The sequence below is a fragment of the Rhizobium sp. P1_E1 genome (assembly GCF_056406015.1).
The window spans coordinates 77,341-93,798 of sequence record NZ_JBFUAY010000005.1 but is presented as its reverse complement, the minus strand read 5'-3'; the positions used below and the strand labels follow the sequence as shown (position 1 = coordinate 93,798).

At 61.8% G+C, this 16,458-nt stretch carries 14 protein-coding genes and 1 other RNA gene; all 15 read right to left on the bottom strand.

The window, feature by feature from the left end; translation table 11 throughout:
* Nucleotide 1: 1 nt before the first annotated feature.
* On the bottom strand, nt 2-1,156 hold the full coding sequence (ftsW, locus tag AC1D1Z_RS04115) for a putative lipid II flippase FtsW (protein WP_018242862.1): 1,155 nt from the start codon (nt 1,154-1,156) through the stop codon (nt 2-4).
* Nucleotide 1,157: 1 nt separating this feature from the next.
* Complete coding sequence (gene murD, locus AC1D1Z_RS04110) at nt 1,158-2,570, bottom strand: UDP-N-acetylmuramoyl-L-alanine--D-glutamate ligase (RefSeq protein ID WP_130652770.1); 1,413 nt, start codon at nt 2,568-2,570, stop codon at nt 1,158-1,160.
* Between the two features lie 7 nt (nt 2,571-2,577).
* A complete protein-coding gene (mraY, locus tag AC1D1Z_RS04105; protein WP_003541415.1) occupies nt 2,578-3,678 on the bottom strand; it encodes a phospho-N-acetylmuramoyl-pentapeptide-transferase in 1,101 nt (366 codons plus the stop codon).
* 22 nt (nt 3,679-3,700) lie between these two features.
* Nucleotides 3,701-5,134, bottom strand: a complete 1,434-nt coding sequence (locus AC1D1Z_RS04100) for a UDP-N-acetylmuramoylalanyl-D-glutamyl-2,6-diaminopimelate--D-alanyl-D-alanine ligase (protein ID WP_130652771.1) — start codon at nt 5,132-5,134, stop codon at nt 3,701-3,703.
* Nucleotides 5,131-6,651, bottom strand: coding sequence for a UDP-N-acetylmuramoyl-L-alanyl-D-glutamate--2,6-diaminopimelate ligase (locus AC1D1Z_RS04095; protein WP_130652772.1), 1,521 nt, complete (start codon nt 6,649-6,651; stop codon nt 5,131-5,133). Before AC1D1Z_RS04095 ends, AC1D1Z_RS04100 begins: the two co-directional genes overlap by 4 nt.
* A gap of 6 nt (nt 6,652-6,657) precedes the next feature.
* Nucleotides 6,658-8,418: a peptidoglycan D,D-transpeptidase FtsI family protein gene (locus AC1D1Z_RS04090; protein WP_018242866.1), complete on the bottom strand. Its 1,761-nt coding sequence runs from the start codon at nt 8,416-8,418 to the stop codon at nt 6,658-6,660.
* Complete coding sequence (gene ftsL, locus AC1D1Z_RS04085; RefSeq protein ID WP_130653549.1) at nt 8,418-8,921, bottom strand: cell division protein FtsL; 504 nt, start codon at nt 8,919-8,921, stop codon at nt 8,418-8,420. The genes AC1D1Z_RS04090 and ftsL overlap by 1 nt, the downstream gene beginning before the upstream one ends.
* 1 nt (nt 8,922) lies before the next feature.
* A complete protein-coding gene (gene rsmH / locus AC1D1Z_RS04080; RefSeq protein ID WP_018242868.1) occupies nt 8,923-9,948 on the bottom strand; it encodes a 16S rRNA (cytosine(1402)-N(4))-methyltransferase RsmH in 1,026 nt (341 codons plus the stop codon).
* 17 nt (nt 9,949-9,965) lie between these two features.
* Complete coding sequence (mraZ, locus tag AC1D1Z_RS04075; protein WP_026188472.1) at nt 9,966-10,403, bottom strand: division/cell wall cluster transcriptional repressor MraZ; 438 nt, start codon at nt 10,401-10,403, stop codon at nt 9,966-9,968.
* A gap of 410 nt (nt 10,404-10,813) precedes the next feature.
* Nucleotides 10,814-11,211: RNase P RNA component class A (gene rnpB / locus AC1D1Z_RS04070), an RNA gene on the bottom strand.
* A 156-nt stretch (nt 11,212-11,367) separates the two neighbouring features.
* Nucleotides 11,368-12,543: an NAD(P)/FAD-dependent oxidoreductase gene (locus AC1D1Z_RS04065; RefSeq protein WP_130652773.1), complete on the bottom strand. Its 1,176-nt coding sequence runs from the start codon at nt 12,541-12,543 to the stop codon at nt 11,368-11,370.
* Between the two features lie 11 nt (nt 12,544-12,554).
* Nucleotides 12,555-13,739, bottom strand: a complete 1,185-nt coding sequence (locus tag AC1D1Z_RS04060) for an NAD(P)/FAD-dependent oxidoreductase (protein ID WP_477849582.1) — start codon at nt 13,737-13,739, stop codon at nt 12,555-12,557.
* A gap of 98 nt (nt 13,740-13,837) precedes the next feature.
* Nucleotides 13,838-14,365: a lytic transglycosylase domain-containing protein gene (locus AC1D1Z_RS04055; protein ID WP_018242872.1), complete on the bottom strand. Its 528-nt coding sequence runs from the start codon at nt 14,363-14,365 to the stop codon at nt 13,838-13,840.
* 262 nt (nt 14,366-14,627) lie between these two features.
* Nucleotides 14,628-15,389: an N-acetylmuramoyl-L-alanine amidase gene (locus tag AC1D1Z_RS04050; protein ID WP_018242873.1), complete on the bottom strand. Its 762-nt coding sequence runs from the start codon at nt 15,387-15,389 to the stop codon at nt 14,628-14,630.
* Nucleotides 15,386-16,093 (bottom strand): TerB family tellurite resistance protein, encoded by a 708-nt coding sequence (locus AC1D1Z_RS04045; protein ID WP_477849580.1) that lies wholly within the window; start codon nt 16,091-16,093, stop codon nt 15,386-15,388. Before AC1D1Z_RS04045 ends, AC1D1Z_RS04050 begins: the two co-directional genes overlap by 4 nt.
* Between the last annotated feature and the right edge of the window lie 365 nt (nt 16,094-16,458).

The window sequence follows — 16,458 nt, the reverse complement described above, 5'->3', positions numbered from 1 at the left end:
TCTACTCCGCCGGCATGCCGTGCGGGACGCGGAAGAGGCTCCGGTCCTGCGCGCGTTTTTCCGGTCGATGCCGCGTCAGCGCCAGGATGAAGCCGGCGGTGACGCAGATCGCCACCATGGACGAGCCGCCATAGGAAATCAGCGGCAGCGTCATGCCCTTCGCCGGCAGCAGTTCGAGATTGACGCCGATATTGATGATCGACTGGATGCCCATCTGCAGCACGAGGCCGGCGACGGCGAAGCGGTTGAAGTCGTTCCGCTCGCGATAGGCATGCGAGAGGCCGCGCAGCACCAGCACGGTAAACAGCGCAACGAGCGCCATGCAGAAGACGATCCCGAATTCCTCGGCAGCGACAGAGAAGATGAAGTCGGTATGCGCATCCGGGATGATGCGCTTGACGATACCCTCACCCGGTCCCTGGCCGAACCAGCTGCCGCGGATGATCGCCTCGCGCGCGGTGTCGATCTGGAAAGTATCACCCTCGCCGGTCATGAACTTGTCTATCCGGCCGGCGACGTGCGGGAAGACGTAATAGGCGCTGAGCAGGCCACCGGCGCCGCCGATGCCGAGCAGCATGATCCAGATCCATGGCATGCCGGCCATGAAGAACATCCCGCCCCAGACGGCCGTGGTCAGGATGGTCTGGCCGAGGTCCGGCTGCGCGATAAGAAGTGCCGCAACGATGCCGAACAGGATGATCGCAAAGAGATTGCCGGGGATCTCCGGCTGGCGCGCATGTTCGGCAAACAGCCAGGCGCAGACCACGACGAAGGCAGGCTTCATGAATTCAGACGGCTGGATGGAAAGGCCAGCGATCCAGATCCAGCGCCTGCCACCCTTGACCTCCTGCCCGACGAAAAGCACCAGCACCATCATGGCGACCGAGATGATCAGGATCAGGATCGCGGTTCGTCGCACCTGGCGCGGCGTCAGGAACGACAGCCCGAGCATGACGCCGATCGAGGGGATCATGAAGGCCGCATGGCGCTTGACGAAGTGGAAAGGCTCGAGCCCGATGCGCTCGGCGACCGCAGGAGATGCCGCAAACGACAGCATGAAGCCGATGCCCATCAGGAAGATGAACATCGCCAGGAAGAAGCGGTCGATGGTCCAGAACCAATCGGCCAGAGGCCCACGTTCCGCGCGGCTTACCATGTCATTTCTCTCCTGTTGCCGGACCGATCAGCATCGCAATCCCGTCAAGCGCTGCCACGTGGCCGACGAAGGCATCGCCCCTGACTTCGAAGTTCTTATACTGATCGAAGCTTGCGCAAGCCGGGGATAACATCACCGCTGAAGCAACGTTCTCGTCGCGTTCGGCATCGGCTGCCGCATGCGCGACCGCGCGCTCCAGCGTACCCGAAATCTCGTAAGGCACGGCCTCGCCGAGCGTCGCCGCGAATTCCGCCGCCGCCTCGCCGATCAGATAGGCCTTGGCTATGCGCGGAAAATAGGGAGCGAGCGTCGTGATGCCGCCAGCCTTCGGCAGGCCGCCGGCGATCCAATAGATGCGATCATAGCTCGAAAGAGCGGGCGCTGCGGCATCGGCATTGGTCGCCTTGGAATCGTTGATGAAAACGACGCGACCACGCTGTCCAACCGGCTGCATGCGGTGCTTGAGTCCGGGGAACGAGGCAAGGCCGGCGCGGATGTCGTCGGCGGAAACCCCGACAGCGAGGCAGGCGGCGACGGCGGCGGCGGCGTTCTGCGCATTGTGGCTGCCGCGCAGCGTCTGGATGCCGTCGAGATCGGCGAAAGGCAGCATGGCGCCGCCGGCGGCCTGGATGAGTTTGGTGCCCTCGGCATAAATGCCGTCCGCCACCACGTTGCGGCGCGAAATGCGGACCACCTTGACACCCGCCCGCTGGACGCGGTCAGCGATCAAGGCCGAATGGCTGTCGTCGACGCCGACAATCGCGACATCGCTGCCGGCAACCAGCCGCTCCTTGATATCTGCATAATGCTGCATCGTGCCATGACGGTCGAGATGATCGGGCGTCAAGTTGAGCAGGATTCCGGCCGACGGGTTCAGCGTCGGCGCCAGATCGATCTGGTAGGAGGAGCATTCGACGACGTAAAAGCGCTCGCCCCTCGGCGGATCGAGGGTCAGCACCGCCGTGCCGATATTGCCGCCAAGCTGCGTGTCGTAGCCTGATGACCTCAGGATATGGGCGACCAGCGCCGTCGTGGTCGACTTGCCGTTGGTGCCTGTTATGGCGATGAAGGGGCAGTCCGGCGCATGAGCGCGGCGCTCGCGCACGAAGAGCTCGACGTCGCCGACGATATCGACGCCCGCCGCACGCGCAAGATCGACCGTCCAGTGCGGCTTCGGATGGGTGAGCGGCACGCCGGGTGACAGCACGAACAGCGTCTGCTGGCTCCAGTCGATGTTGTGCAGGTCTTCCGTTCTGATGCCTTCGGCCGCGGCCTTGGCGACGCTGTCGGGATTGTCGTCCCAGGCGGTCACCTCGGCACCGCCTGATATCAGCGCCCGGGCAGTGGCAAAGCCGGAGCCGCCGAGCCCGAAGAGCGCGACCTTCCTGTCCTTGAGCGTCGTGACCGGGATCATCGCCGCCTCACCGGAGCTTCAGCGTCGAGAGACCGAGCATGGCAAGGCCGACGGCGACGATCCAGAAGCGGATCACCACCTGACTCTCGGTCCAGCCCTTCTTCTCGAAGTGATGATGGATCGGCGCCATCAGGAAGACGCGCCGGCCGGTCATCTTGAAGAAGCCGACCTGGATGATGACCGAGAGCGTCTCGATGACGAAGAGGCCGCCGATGATTGCCATGACGATCTCATGCTTGGTGGCGACGGCGACGGTGCCGATCGTGCCGCCGAGTGCCAGCGACCCGGTGTCGCCCATGAAGATGGCGGCCGGCGGAGCATTGAACCAGAGAAAGCCGAGGCCGGCGCCGATGACGGCGCCGAGCACGACGGCGAGCTCGCCGGTGCCGGGCACGAAATTGATCTGCAGGTAGTTCGCAAACACCACGTTGCCGGCGAGATAGGCGATGACGCCGAAGGAGGCGGCTGCAATCATCACAGGCACGATGGCAAGTCCGTCGAGACCGTCCGTCAGATTGACGGCATTGCCGGCCCCGACGATGACGAAGCCGCCGAAGACGACGAACATGATGCCGATATTGATCATGAAGTCCTTGAAGAAGGGAAAGGCAATCGAGGAGCCGAAGGTCGAGCCGGCAATCCCCGAGGCAAGGGCGGTGCGCATCATGAAATAGACGGCGATGCCGGCGATGACGAATTCGATGCCGAGACGCGCCTTGCCGGAAAAGCCCATGTGGCTCTGCTTCGTGACCTTAAGATAATCGTCGTAGAAGCCGATCGCGCCGAAGCCCAGCGTCACCAGCAGCGTGGCGACGACATAGACGTTGGAAAGATCGGCCCAGAGCAGCGATGCGCCGACGATGCCGGCGAGGATCATCAGCCCGCCCATGGTCGGCGTGCCGGCTTTCTTGAAGTGCGTCTGCGGCCCATCGGCGCGGATCGGCTGGCCCTTGCCCTGCCGGATGCGCAGCGAATTGATGATCGTCGGCCCGAACAGGAAGACGATCAGTGCTGAGGTGAAGAGAGCAGCCCCCGTGCGGAAGGTAATATATCTGAACAGGTTCAGAAATTTGAAATATTCCGACAGTTCGACAAGCCAGATCAGCATTCAGGGCCCCTTGTTTACCCGATCAAAATTCGCTTTGCGTGTCGGCAAATGCCGGGAACTTGTCAAGGAGCGCGGCGACGATCTTGCCGAAACCGATGCCCAGAGACGATTTCACCATCAACACGTCGCCTGGCGCGACCGAGTTCAATACATAATCCGTCAATTCGTCCGTGTTCTCGCGATAGTCGACATGCACGCTTTCCGGCAACGATTCCTTCAGCGCAGCCATCTCGGCTCCAGCCATCCAGACATGCTCGATGCCGGCCGCAAGCAGGGGCACGGCAAGGTCGGTATGGACCTTCTGCGCATACTCGCCCATCTCCAGCATGTCGCCGAGCACGGCGATACGGCGTCCGCGGCCGGTCGGCTCGGAGGCCGCCAGCAGCGCGATCGCCGCGCGCATCGAGGCTGGATTCGCATTGTAGCTCTCGTCGATCAGCGTGAAGCTGCCGCCGCCGATTAAAAGCCGGTGGCGCTTGCCCCTGCCCTTTTCCGGCCTCAGCGTCGCAAGCGCTTCGATCGCCTTCTGCATATCGGCGCCGACGATCCTGACGACCCCGAGTGCTGCGAGCGCATTCTCGGCGATATGGCGGCCCGGCGCGCCGAGCGCGACTTCCAGCGTCTCGCCACCAATCGTCAGCCACAGCGTCGAATTCTCGTCGGAGCCATTGAATTCTGCGAGCCGGAATTCGGCCTTGGCATGCTGGCCGAAGGAATGGATATGCTCGATGCCGAGCGATTGCGCCGTGCGGTCGAGGAAATTGAACTGGTCGTTGTCGCGATTGAGCACGACATGGCCGCCGGATTCGAGCCCCTCGAAGATCTCGGCCTTGGCAGCGGCGATTTCCTTGATGTTCTTGAAGTTGCCGAGATGGGCCGGCGCGATCGTCGTGATGATGGCGACATCGGGACGGATCATCCCCACCAGGGGCCGGATCTCGCCGGGATGGTTCATTCCGACTTCGAAAACGCCATAATCCGTATCCTCAGGCATGCGCGCCAGCGTCAGCGGCACGCCCCAATGATTGTTGAAGGAGGCGACGGAGGCGTGCACCTTGCCGGAGGGCGACAGCACATGCCGCAGCATTTCCTTGGTGGTCGTCTTTCCCACAGATCCGGTCACCGCGATGATCCGGGCCCGCGAGCGCTCGCGCGAGGCAAGGCCGAGCCGGCCAAGTGCCGCGAGCACGTCTTCCACGACGATCATCGGCACCGTCAGGCGGCCCATGGCGGGAAGCCTCGCCTCGCTGACGACGAGAAGGGAAGCGCCGTTCGCCGTCGCCATCGATGCGTAGTCGTGACCGTCGACACGGTCGCCCTTGATCGCGAAGAAGGCTTCGCCTGGAGTAATCGAGCGGCTGTCGATGGAAATGCCGGTGATGCCTTCGGGCAGCGTGCCGAAAGGGCGCCCCGCCATCGCTGCGATCATGTCTTCCGTCGTCCAGAGCCAGCTCAAGATTTCAACTCCTCCAAGGCCTTGCGCACCTCCGCATGATCGGAGAACGGCAGGGTGACGCCGCCGATCGTCTGCCCTTCCTCATGCCCCTTGCCGGCGACGATCAGCGTATCGCCGGATCTCAGCATGCCAACAGCCTCGCGGATCGCCGTGGCGCGATCGGCGATTTCCGCGGCGCAGCTTGCTGCTGCCATGATCTCCGCCCGGATCGAGGCCGGCTCCTCAGAACGCGGATTATCGTCGGTGACTATAACGACGTCGGCAAGTCGGCAGGCGATTTCGCCCATGATCGGCCGTTTGCCGCGGTCACGGTCGCCGCCGCAGCCGAAAACGACAATGACGCGGCCGGTGGTGAAGGGTCTGACCGAGCCCAGCACGTTTTCCAGCGCATCCGGCTTGTGGGCGTAGTCGACATAGGCGAGCGCGCCGTCTTTTGTATGGCCGACGAGTTCGAGACGGCCGGACGCGCCGACGAGTTTCTCGAGCGCGGCCATCGCAACCTTCGCCTCAACGCCGGTCGACATGGCAAGCCCCGCTGCGACCAGCGCGTTGGCCACCTGAAAATCGCCGGCCAGCGGAATGTCCACCTCGAAGATCTCGCCGCCGATATGGATTTCGGCCATCTGCTTGTGGCGGAAGTGCTCGACGCGCTTTAACGAGAGGTAATCGCCCTTTCGCCCGACGGTACGAATGTCGTGACCGGCATCGGTCGCGGCCTTGATCGCCTGCGCCGACCACGGATCGTCGGCGAAGATCACTGCCGGCGACCCCTTCGGCAACAGCGTATCGAAAAGCCGCATCTTGGCGGCCATATAGGCCTCGATCGTGGGATGATAATCCATGTGGTCCCGGCCGAGATTGGTGAAGGCGGCGGCAGCAAGCTTCACCCCGTCGAGCCGGCACTGGTCGAGGCCGTGGCTGGACGCTTCCATCGCGGCGTGCGTCACGCCTTCTCCGGCGAGTTCCGCCAGCAGCGCGTGCAGAGACACCGGATCGGGCGTCGTCAGCGAGCCATATTCGTTGCGCGTCGGCGAAACGACGCCCGTCGTGCCGATCATCGCAGCCGCGTGGCCCGCATGCGCCCAGATCTGCCGGGTGAAAGAAGCGACGGAGGTTTTGCCCGCCGTGCCGGTGACGGCGACCATGGTATCGGGCTGCTTGCCGTGGAAACGCGCGGCGGCGATGGAAAGGAAGCGGCGCGGCTCCTTGACCGCAAGCACGGGGATCGAAGCATCGACGGCTTGGGAGGCGATCGCGACGGCAGCGCCACGGCCGGCGGCATCCGCGATGAAGCCTGCGCCGTCCGCCTTGGTGCCGGCGACTGCGACGAAGGCATTGCCAGGCGCCACCTTGCGGCTATCCGAAGACAGGCCTGAGATATCAAGCAAGCCTGCCGGGCCTTCGAGCTGTGCTTCAAGTTCCGGAAACTGATCTCCGGCCAGGTCTCGCAATTTCATCGAACGCACTTTTCTCTCTTGAAGCCGGTTCACCCCTCGCGAATCAGCGTCGATATTCATTCACACTCAATAAGACACCAGCAAGGCCGATCCGCCCTCCCCGAATTTCGGCTCGATGCCGAGAATGGGGGCCGCGCGGCTGATGATCTCACGAGCGATCGGGCCGGCGGTGCCGGCGGAGATCGTTCCGCCATATTGCTTCTCACCGGTCTTCGGCTCGTCGCAGAAGGTGATCACGGCATATTTGGGATCATTGATCGGGAATGCGGCAATGAAGGAATTGAAGTTCAGCGTCGCCGAATAACGCCCGTTCACCACCTTGTCGGCCGTACCGGTCTTGCTGCCGACGGCAAAGCCCGGCACGCGGGCAACACGCCCGGATCCCTTGTAGCCGTTGAAATCAAGGAGATAGCGGATGTTGTCGCTGGTCGACTTCTTGATCACCTGCGTAGCGATCTGATCGGCCTGTTCGCGCGTGCGCGGCAGGAATGTCGGCTCGATCAGCTTGCCGCCATTGACGAGGGCGGCGGCGGCCACCCCTGTCTGCAGCGCCGTCGTCGAGACGCCATGGCCGAAGGAAATCGTGATCGAATTGATCTTCTTCCAAACGCGCGGCTGGCTCGGCATCTTCACTTCGGGCAGTTCCGTCTGCATCTTCGTCAAGAGGCCGAACTTGGTCAGATAGTCCTTCTGCGCATCGATGCCGACGATGTCGATGACGCGCGCCGTACCGATATTCGAAGAATATTGGAAAATCTCGGGAACAGTCAGCCAGCGGCGCTGCCCGTGAAAATCGTGGATGGTGAAGCCGCCGATATAGATCGATTTGCTGGCATCGAAACTGTCGGTCATCTTCACCTTGCCGCTATCGAGCGCCATGGCCAGCGAAAAGGTCTTGAAGGTCGAGCCCATTTCGAAGGTGCCGTTGGTCATCCGGTTGAGCCAACCGTCCTTGGCGCCTTCCTGCGGATCGTTCGGATCGAAATCCGGCGCCGATGCCATCGCCAGCACTTCTCCCGTATGCACGTCGATGACCGCGGCACCGGCGCCCTTGGACTGGAAGTTGTTAACGGCGTTGACGACCGCGTCCCGCACGATGTTCTGCACGCGCAGGTCGATCGATAGCCGCACCGGCTCGAGCGGCTGGTCGCTGGTCATGCCGACCGAGGCGAGATCGGCAAGCCCCTGGTCGTCGATAAATTTCTCCATGCCGGCGACACCGCGGTTGTCGATGTTGACGTAACCGAGGATGTGCGCGGCGGTCGAGCCGCCCGGATAGAAGCGGCGCTTCTCCGGCCGGAAGCCGATGCCGGGAATGCCGAGCGCCAGGATCTGGCTCTGCTGCTTCGGCGTCAGCTGCCGGCGCAGCCAGGCGAAATGCGAGGTCTTGACCGAGAGCTTCTTATAAGTGTCCCTGACGTCGAGCTCGGGCAGCACCGTTGCAAGTTTCTCCACTGCCTCGTCGGCGTCGACGATCTTGTTCGGCTCGGCAAACAGCGAGACGGTGCGGATGTCGGTCGCCAGTACCTCGCCGTTGCGGTCGAGAATGTCCGGGCGCGAGGCCATCAGCCGGTCGGGCGGCAGAATGCTGGAGACGACCTCCTGATCCTTCATCGCATATTCGACGAGACGGCCGCCGATGACGGCGTAGACGCCCATGAAGCCAAGGATCAGCAGGCCGACGCGGCTTTTCGCCTGCCCGGATTTCTTCTTGCGCGATCCCTCGATCGCCAGGCCGGCGGGGGAAGGACCGCCGAACCGGTTATAGACGCCGGCGGAGAAATGCGCCTGGCTCTTCAAAACCATGATGCGGGAAAGAAACGACATTATTCCTCCACCGATCCGGTTTCGATCTGGTCTGCATCTTCTGCCTCGCCGCGTGGCGCTGACATCGGAATGGGCTGCGCCTTGGCGTTGGCTTGCGCGCCCTTGGCGGTGTCCGGTGCGCCTTTGGCGCTGGCCACGGTCGCGCTCTTGGCGCTGGCCACGGTCGTGCCTTTGGCGCTGGCCTTGGCCTCCGTCACGTCAGGCACGGGAACCTCGGATTTCAGCATCGGCAATTCCTTGGCATGCACGAGCGCCGTCGATTCCGTCGGCTGCAGCTTCAATTCGTCATTATAGGACTTGACCAGCCGCTCCAGCCGGTTCGGCTGCGATTGCAGCGCCCAGTCGGCCTTGAGAAGGTCGATCGTGTCCTTCTCAAGCTTGATCTCGGCTTCGAGGCGATGAACCTCCTCGAGCTTCAATTCGGCGCGGTGCTTGATCGTGTAGGTCACGGCGGCGGTGGCCGTCATGACGCCGATAAGCACGAGATCGAAGGTTTTCAGCATATCAACCACCAAGCTTTCCGAGACTGGCAAGATTGGGAAACCCGAAGAGCGACATATCCGCGGCTTCGGCGGCGGCGTCCGTCCTCAGGCCGGCGCGCAGCTTGGCGGAGCGGGCGCGCGGATTGATCTCGGCCTCCGCCTCGCTTGCCGAAACCATCGCCTTGCCGATAGCCGCAAAAGTTGCCGCTCGCTCATGCGCGACCGGCAGATGCCGTGAACCCGACGCCTTGCCGGCGCGGTCGGAGAAGAATTTCTTGACGATGCGGTCTTCCAGCGAATGAAAGGTGACGACGACGAGCCGCCCGCCGGGCTTCAGCGCCGTTTCCGCCGCAAACAGCGCCTGCGCCAGTTCGCCGAGCTCGTCATTGACGAAGATGCGCAATGCCTGGAAGACGCGCGTTGCCGGATGGATCTTGTCCTTCATCTTGCGCGGCGTAACGAGCTCGATGAGACCGGCGAGATCGCGCGTCGTCTCAAATGGCTTTTCGGCGCGGCGCTTCTCGATCGCATGCGCGATGCGCGGCGCCTGGCTTTCCTCGCCGAGAAAATGGAAGATGCGGATGAGATCGGCGACCTTGGCGCGGTTGACGACATCGGCGGCCGAAACACCTTCGGCCGACATGCGCATGTCGAGCGGTCCGTTCTTCTGGAAGGAGAAGCCGCGCTCGGCCTCGTCGATCTGCATGGAGGAGACGCCGATATCGAGCACGACACCATCGAGCCCGCCCTGCGGCGCATGATCGGCGAGATGCGAGAATTGCGAATGAACAAGCTTGAGACGACCACCATGGGCGGCGACCATCGCCTGCCCCGATGCAATCGCCGTCGGATCGCGGTCGAGCGCAATCACCTCGGCGCCGGCCGCAAGGATGGCCGAGCTGTAACCGCCCGCACCGAATGTACCATCGAGGATGAGCTTGCCGGGCGCGGGCGCCAGCGCCGCAAGCACTTCTTCGAGTAGAACAGGAATGTGACGAACCGGTCCGCCACCGGCATCAGTTGAACCTCCGCCAGGATTCGCCACCATTCCGTTCCCTCGTTCTTTCAGGAACGCTTGCCCGCCAGCTTGCGCTCCCCTCGTGCTTGCGCCTGTGCGGCCACAAAAGCCTGCGGCTGCCAGAGCTGAAAATGATCCGCCCGACCGACGAAGGTCACTTCGTCCGAGATACCGGTAAAGCCGCGAATGAAATCCGTGACCATCAGCCGCCCCTCGGCATCGAGCTTCATGAAGACCCCGCCTCCATGAATGAGAAGCGACATCTCGTTCGCATCCGGCGAAAACGGATCCTCCGCAGCAATCTGCCGTTCGAATCTTTCGAGAAGATCCGGACCGCCGATGCTGATCGCCGGAAACACAAAGTCCTGGAAGCAATAGAGCTCCTGAACATTGCGCTGCGCCAGCACGGAACGAAAAGCCGAAGGCACGGAAACCCTGCCCTTGGCATCGATCCTGTTGGTCGCGTTCGAAAGGAAGCGGTTCATGACACGAAACATCCGTTCCCGCAGGGATCCGGACCAAAAGACGCCCGAAACTCCCGATATCAGGCACAGCTTCGCAAGCCGGATGAGCCAAAACCCCTCCGACGCTTCCGGAGAGGAAGACGCCTTTACTTTGCGATGAATGGGCAGGTGATTGCCCTGGTGCAGTGCGCATTTGGGATAGCATGGGACCATATGGGCGTCAATGGGATACGCCCATTTTGCAATGGACGCATGATCAAAAATTTATAAGCCGTTAAGTTTAACAAAGGGTTAGCATCGCCATCTTACAAACGACACGTAGTGGTGGCTAAGCGAGAAAAATCAACCCATGAATGCATTAACATCCGCTCGATAACAGTCAGTTTCAGCGACTTACGGTGAAAATCCGGCCGACGCGCCGCAAGATGTTAATCGCCAGTTGGCCTGTAAGCCGGGTTCTGTAAGGCTCCGGCGTGAACCGGAACGTGGCAGCCATTCCTCTGGGACAGCGTTCGCACGCTGCCTCGCGCAACCCACCCGGATGACTGGCCTGGAAACCAGCCGGAAGGCCTTTCGGCCTGCCGCGTCATCCCTATTCGGTCTTGCTCCCGGTGGGGTTTACCGTGCCATTTCCGTTGCCGGAGATGCGGTGGGCTCTTACCCCACCCTTTCACCCTTACCTGTCATGACAGGCGGTTTGCTTTCTGTGGCACTTTCCCTGAGGTCGCCCTCGCCGGACGTTATCCGGCACCGTGTTTCCGTGGAGCCCGGACTTTCCTCACCCTACCGCCTTTCGGCATTGGTAAAGCGCGGCTGCCCAGCCAACTGGCAGGGCTCCCATAAACGAGAGAGATCGCAATTGCTATCGAAATAAATGATATCGCTTGGAGCTATTCCAGCAAAAATGCGCAGCGGTTTTGCGTCCGCAATTGCGTAGGAACAAAAGAGAGAGCACTTCCGTGATTCGGAGAAAAACGGAAATGCTCTAGCGAAATTGCGGTGTGAAATCCGTGGAGTAGCCCTCTTCGCCGATTCCGCCTGATAAAAGCAGCTCGGCCCCAAGCCGGCCGATTTCGTCCGAGCTCTTGGCCGACGTGCCGGCGCAGCCCGTCAGCACCGCGATCTCGGGCGAGGAAGTATAGCCAATCATCGGATAGCCGCTTTCCGTATGCGACACGACGCAAGCGGCCGTCGAAATCGAAAGCGGCACGATATTGGGCACAAGACCTTCAACGATGCGTTTGAGATGCGCGCGCACCGTATCGCGCCCCTCGGTCTTGAACCAGGCGCGCATCTCCGCTTCGTCGCTAAGCGCCAGATCGTCAGGATCGCCGCCGATCTTCAGGTAAAATTTGCCGTTGGGATACCGGATCGGCGGCAGCAGGTAGATATCGATGCCGGGCGCCCTGAGAATGAGCGACGGCATCGCGGCCAGGCGCACCGCGTCGGCCTCGCTTACTTCAAAGAGCGTCACGGTCCGGGCATAAACCGTCATGGCAACCGGCCGCGGCAACAGATTCTTCGCAATGGAAAATCCGCCCGCTGCCAGCAACACCTTTGCACCGCGATAGGTCAGGCCACCGGCCGTCTCGACGGCGGCCCATCCGCCCTCGCTGCGGATCGAAATGACATGATCGCGGATGACGGCAGCACCTGCCTTTTCCGCCAGCAGCGATTGGGCTTTCACAAGCTTGCGCGGACTGATGTGGCCGGCCCCCCTCGCCTCGAAGACGCCCGTGCCCCCATCAGGAAAGGCGAAGAAGGGAAAGGCGGCCTTCAGCCCGGCCTCATCGAGAAGGCTGGTTTCGACGTTCAGCGAAATGGCGGCCCGCCGGGTCTTCTCGATATAATCGCCTCCCGTCGGCGCGACGGCGACGCAGCCCACCTCCCGATAGAAATCGATACCGCTGTCGCGGGCGATCTCGCCATAACGGCCGATCGAGCGGTTGGCGAGCAGTGCCCAATTGCGGTCGGGATCGATGGTACGAGTGATGCGCCCCTCGTCATAATGGCTGGCGAAGACGCCCTGATGCGCCTTGCGATCATCCGGCTCGTCCGGCCCAATCACCGCGACACCGTCCACTTGGCGCGCCAGATGCCGCGCCGCCGCTGCCCCCATCAGCCCGCGGCCGACGACGATGTATTTGAAATCGACTGCCATAACATTTCCCCTCAACCAAAGACCGGCGTCAGCTCGCCGCCGAAATCCTGATCCCCGAGCCTTCCTTCCGCCAGAAGCACCGCTCCCAGCCGCCCGAGCTCGTCGGAGGATTTGGCCGCGACGAAATTGCCGCCGGTCAGCACCGCGATGCGCGGCGACTGCGTAAATCCAGCATAGGGATAACCGGTCGGCGTGAAATTCGCCACACAGGGCGCCGATGTGACAGGGCAGCCGGCAAGCTCCGGCATCAGCTGCAGGGCGACACGCGCGAGATGATCGCGCTCGGGAGCACTGCCGTCGGAACGGAACCACGCGCCGGCATCTTCCAACTGGCTGAAAGAAAGCGCCTCAGTGTCACCACCGAGCTTCAGATAAGTCTTGCCGTCGGGATAACGCACCGGCGGCAGGATATAGATGTGATCCTCTTCTCGGTCACCGAGCACGATCGTCGACGGCATGCCGCCGAAAACCGCCATCTCGCGCTCGCCGAGTTCGTAGAAGGCGACCGTGCGCGCCATCACCCTGGTATCGACGGGACGCGGCAGCAGTGTATGGAAATTGCTGAATCCGCCGGCGGCCACCAGCACACGTTCAGCGCCGTAGCTTCTGCAGCCTGCCGTCACCTCGACATGGGAACCGGTATCGCGCACGGATGTCGCGGTTGCCTCGATAAGCGAGACGCCGCCCTGTTCGGCAAGCATGGTCTGCGCCCGCACCAGCGCCCGCGGGTTGATGTAGCCGGCGCGCCTGCGTTCGAAATACCCGCTGAAATCCGGATCGACGGCAAGATAGGGAAACCGCCGGCGAAGGTCTAACGGCGCGATGGTCTCGATATCGCTGCCGAGTGTCCGGCTGACGGTCAGCGCCCTTTTGATATAGTCCTGCTCGCCCTTCTCAGGAGCGGCAAAGAGGCAGCCGACCTCCGAATAGAAGGAAATGCCGCTCCTTGCCTCGATCTCGCGGTAGCGGTCGAGCGCGCGGGCGGCGAAGGTTCCCCAGGCAAGATTGCCGTCGAAGGTGCGGGTGATGCGCGCTTCGTCGTAATGGCTGGCGAAGACACCGTGATGAGCCTTGCGCTCCTCAGGCTCGCGCGGGCCGATCAGCGCGATGCCGTCGGCCATCGAGGAGAGATGCCGTGCGACGGCAGCCCCCATCATGCCGCGTCYGATGATGATAAACCTGAAATCGACTGCCATATCCCACCTCGTTTCAAGGTGGGATATCACGGCAAGCGCACTGATTCACATCGCAAAATTGCCGCAAGGGAATTTCGTCAGGACGCGTCAGACTATGCTCAGTCGAGCATCGCCAGGACCTTGCCGCAATAGGTCTTCGACACCGGGTTCATGCGCGTGGCGGCATGGCCGGCATTGTATTTCAGGATAGTGTTGCAGGTCTGCCCGCCGCCGAGCTGATGGGCAGCCGCCAGATACTTCATGCCGTATTTGATGTTGGTCTCCGGATCGAACAGGCCCTTCTTCGAGCCGGAATAACCCATCATCCGCGCCGTCGCCGGCTTGATCTGCATCAGGCCGACTTCACCGGCGCTGCCGCGGGCGTTCGGATTGAAATTGCTCTCGACGCGCACGACAGCCTGGGCGAGTGCGACGGGCACATCGTATTCAGCGGCATATTTGTTGATCAGTGCGGCATAGGGAATGCTCGTGGAAAAATCCGGCATGGCATAGCCGCTCTGGCGATCGACGGTTTTCAGCGAGATGGTTTCGGCCCGGACACCCCAGTCATCACCAGCCAAGGCAACACTATATCCCGCCAGCAGCATGCCAACGCATGCCGCAGCACCAACAATCATATTCTTCATGTAGTCTCTTCACTCCGACCCAAAGAATTGCAGGACTGCGCGCCTCGCCGTCATCCGGTCACACGCGACCCAGGACTGGTCGCGTTCCGTAGCAATTCTTATCGTTTCATTTGGCGCTCATGGTTACACTTGAAAACAGCCGCGAGCGCTGTTCAGCGGGCGTTCTTAGACCATCGCAATGAGGAGATAATAGGGAAATGATGTGGCGAGGCGGTTTTCTCGCCGGCCGCGAGAAATCCGTCCTGATATCCGGTTCTTCCGGTCAGGTATAACGCGGCAGCGACGACAGCAGCCGGTGCAGCGTGTCGATCGTCGAGAAATCGGCGATGCCATCTACCCGTTGGGGCCGGAAATGGCGCTGGAAAGCTTCCACATCGCCCGCCGTTTTCTCGGAGAATTCACCCGTGATTTCAGTGCCGTAACCATAGAGCGACAGCATCGACTGCAGCGCCTCGACAGGCTGGCCAGTATCGCCGCGCTGGAAGAAGCGCCCGCCGGTGATCGTTGCCGGCTCGACCCAGTGCCCGATGCCCGCCCGGTGGAGCTCGGCCCAGGGGAATTTCTCGCCCGGATCGACCTTGCGGATGGGGGCGACATCGGAATGCCCGAGCACCCGTTCCGGCACGATCGACCAACGTTTGACACAGTCGCGACACAATTCGATCACCGCGGCGATCTGCTCTTTCGGATAATCGGGGAGTCCGCCGGGATGGCCGGCATTAGCGATCTCGATGCCGATCGACAGAGAATTGATGTCCGTCTCGCCGTGCCAGCTGCTTTTTCCCGCATGCCAGGCACGCCGTGTTTCCGGCACGAGCTGCACCACCTCGCCGTTTTCATGCACAAAATAGTGGCTGGAAACCTGGCTCTCGGCGCGACAGAGCCAGTCGAGCGCGCCATCAGCCGTTGGCATGCCGGTATAGTGCAGCAGGATCATATCGGGATGGCGCCCGTCCGCCCGCTCGCCATGGTTCGGCGAGGGCTGCACGCGAGCGCTTCTGCAGTCGGCCTCGAAAGAGGTCATGCCGCGCGGCGTTCCTTCTCGATCGCCTCATAGGCCGCGTTCAGCGCCGCCATGCGCTCATTGGCGATCACATGGAATTCCTTCGGCACGCCGCGCGAGATCAGCCGATCGGGATGATGTTCGCTGACAAGGCCATGGTAACGGCGGCGGATGGTCGGGRAATCGTCCGAAGGCGAGACGCCGAGAACCTTGTAGGGATCGCCGCCGGACGAGACGTGGCGGGCAGCGATCTGCTCGAAGCGGGTCTCGCTCATCTCGAAGATCTCGCCGATATGACGCAGGAAATTCAGTTCCTTCTCGTGGATCAGCCCATCGGCCTTGGCGATGTGGAAGAGGCCGTCGAGCACGTCTTCCAGCACTGTGCAATTGGCTGCGCAAGTAACGCAGAGCGTGGAAAGCCGTTCGGCATAGGCTTCGTAGCCGGCGACGTCCTGGCGCGCGAGGTTGTAAAGCCTGGCGACGTTCTTTGCCTGATCCTGCGGGAATTCGAAGATTTCGCGGAAGGCTTCGACCTCCTTCTCGCTAACGATGCCGTCGGCCTTGGCCATCTTGGCCGACAGCGCGATGATCGCCACGGAGAAAGCCACTTTACGCCGGGTCTCGGGATCGCCTTCGAAAACCGTGCGGATAGCCTCGACCACCGCAGACAGCGCATTGCCTGCGGTATTGCCAATGGCATTCAACAGCTTTTCCCAGAAGGACATCGAAAATCTCACACACTTGTCAACTTATAACAAACAGCTTGACCAAAGAATCGCAGCCTTTGCAAGGCGACTATTGGTCGTAGGGCCGAACACAGTTTTCACGATTTGGTAATTGTCGCACCGCAGCAAACGATTCATCGCCCCGCTTTATCTTACCTTAAGGCCTGGCTAGCGGTCGCCGCCATTGGCCAGGCACGTACGCTGCGGAGCGCGCGATGGAAATTTCCACAACAGATCCCCGACAGGCAGACCGGGCTTGAAACGATTATATCCGCACTTCCGGTCGCCTTTGCAGTTCAACACGGCAGAAAGGCGCATTTTTCGTAAATTCTTTACTTTACAGGGCCCTTTCCCTGCCGCATCCA

Excerpts from the sequence above, each read along its gene's own strand:
- AC1D1Z_RS04090 (WP_018242866.1), bottom strand. The coding sequence starts at position 8,418 with ATGTCGTTTCTTTCCCGCATCATGGTTTTGAAGAGCCAGGCGCATTTC.
- mraY (WP_003541415.1), bottom strand. The coding sequence starts at position 3,678 with ATGCTGATCTGGCTTGTCGAACTGTCGGAATATTTCAAATTTCTGAAC.
- rsmH (WP_018242868.1), bottom strand. The coding sequence starts at position 9,948 with ATGGTGGCGAATCCTGGCGGAGGTTCAACTGATGCCGGTGGCGGACCG.
- ftsW (WP_018242862.1), bottom strand. The coding sequence starts at position 1,156 with ATGGTAAGCCGCGCGGAACGTGGGCCTCTGGCCGATTGGTTCTGGACC.
- ftsL (WP_130653549.1), bottom strand. The coding sequence starts at position 8,921 with ATGCTGAAAACCTTCGATCTCGTGCTTATCGGCGTCATGACGGCCACC.
- murD (WP_130652770.1), bottom strand. The coding sequence starts at position 2,570 with ATGATCCCGGTCACGACGCTCAAGGACAGGAAGGTCGCGCTCTTCGGG.
- AC1D1Z_RS04050 (WP_018242873.1), bottom strand. The coding sequence starts at position 15,389 with ATGACCTCTTTCGAGGCCGACTGCAGAAGCGCTCGCGTGCAGCCCTCG.
- AC1D1Z_RS04065 (WP_130652773.1), bottom strand. The coding sequence starts at position 12,543 with ATGGCAGTCGATTTCAAATACATCGTCGTCGGCCGCGGGCTGATGGGG.
- AC1D1Z_RS04055 (WP_018242872.1), bottom strand. The coding sequence starts at position 14,365 with ATGAAGAATATGATTGTTGGTGCTGCGGCATGCGTTGGCATGCTGCTG.
- mraZ (WP_026188472.1), bottom strand. The coding sequence starts at position 10,403 with ATGAACCGCTTCCTTTCGAACGCGACCAACAGGATCGATGCCAAGGGC.
- AC1D1Z_RS04095 (WP_130652772.1), bottom strand. The coding sequence starts at position 6,651 with ATGAATATCGACGCTGATTCGCGAGGGGTGAACCGGCTTCAAGAGAGA.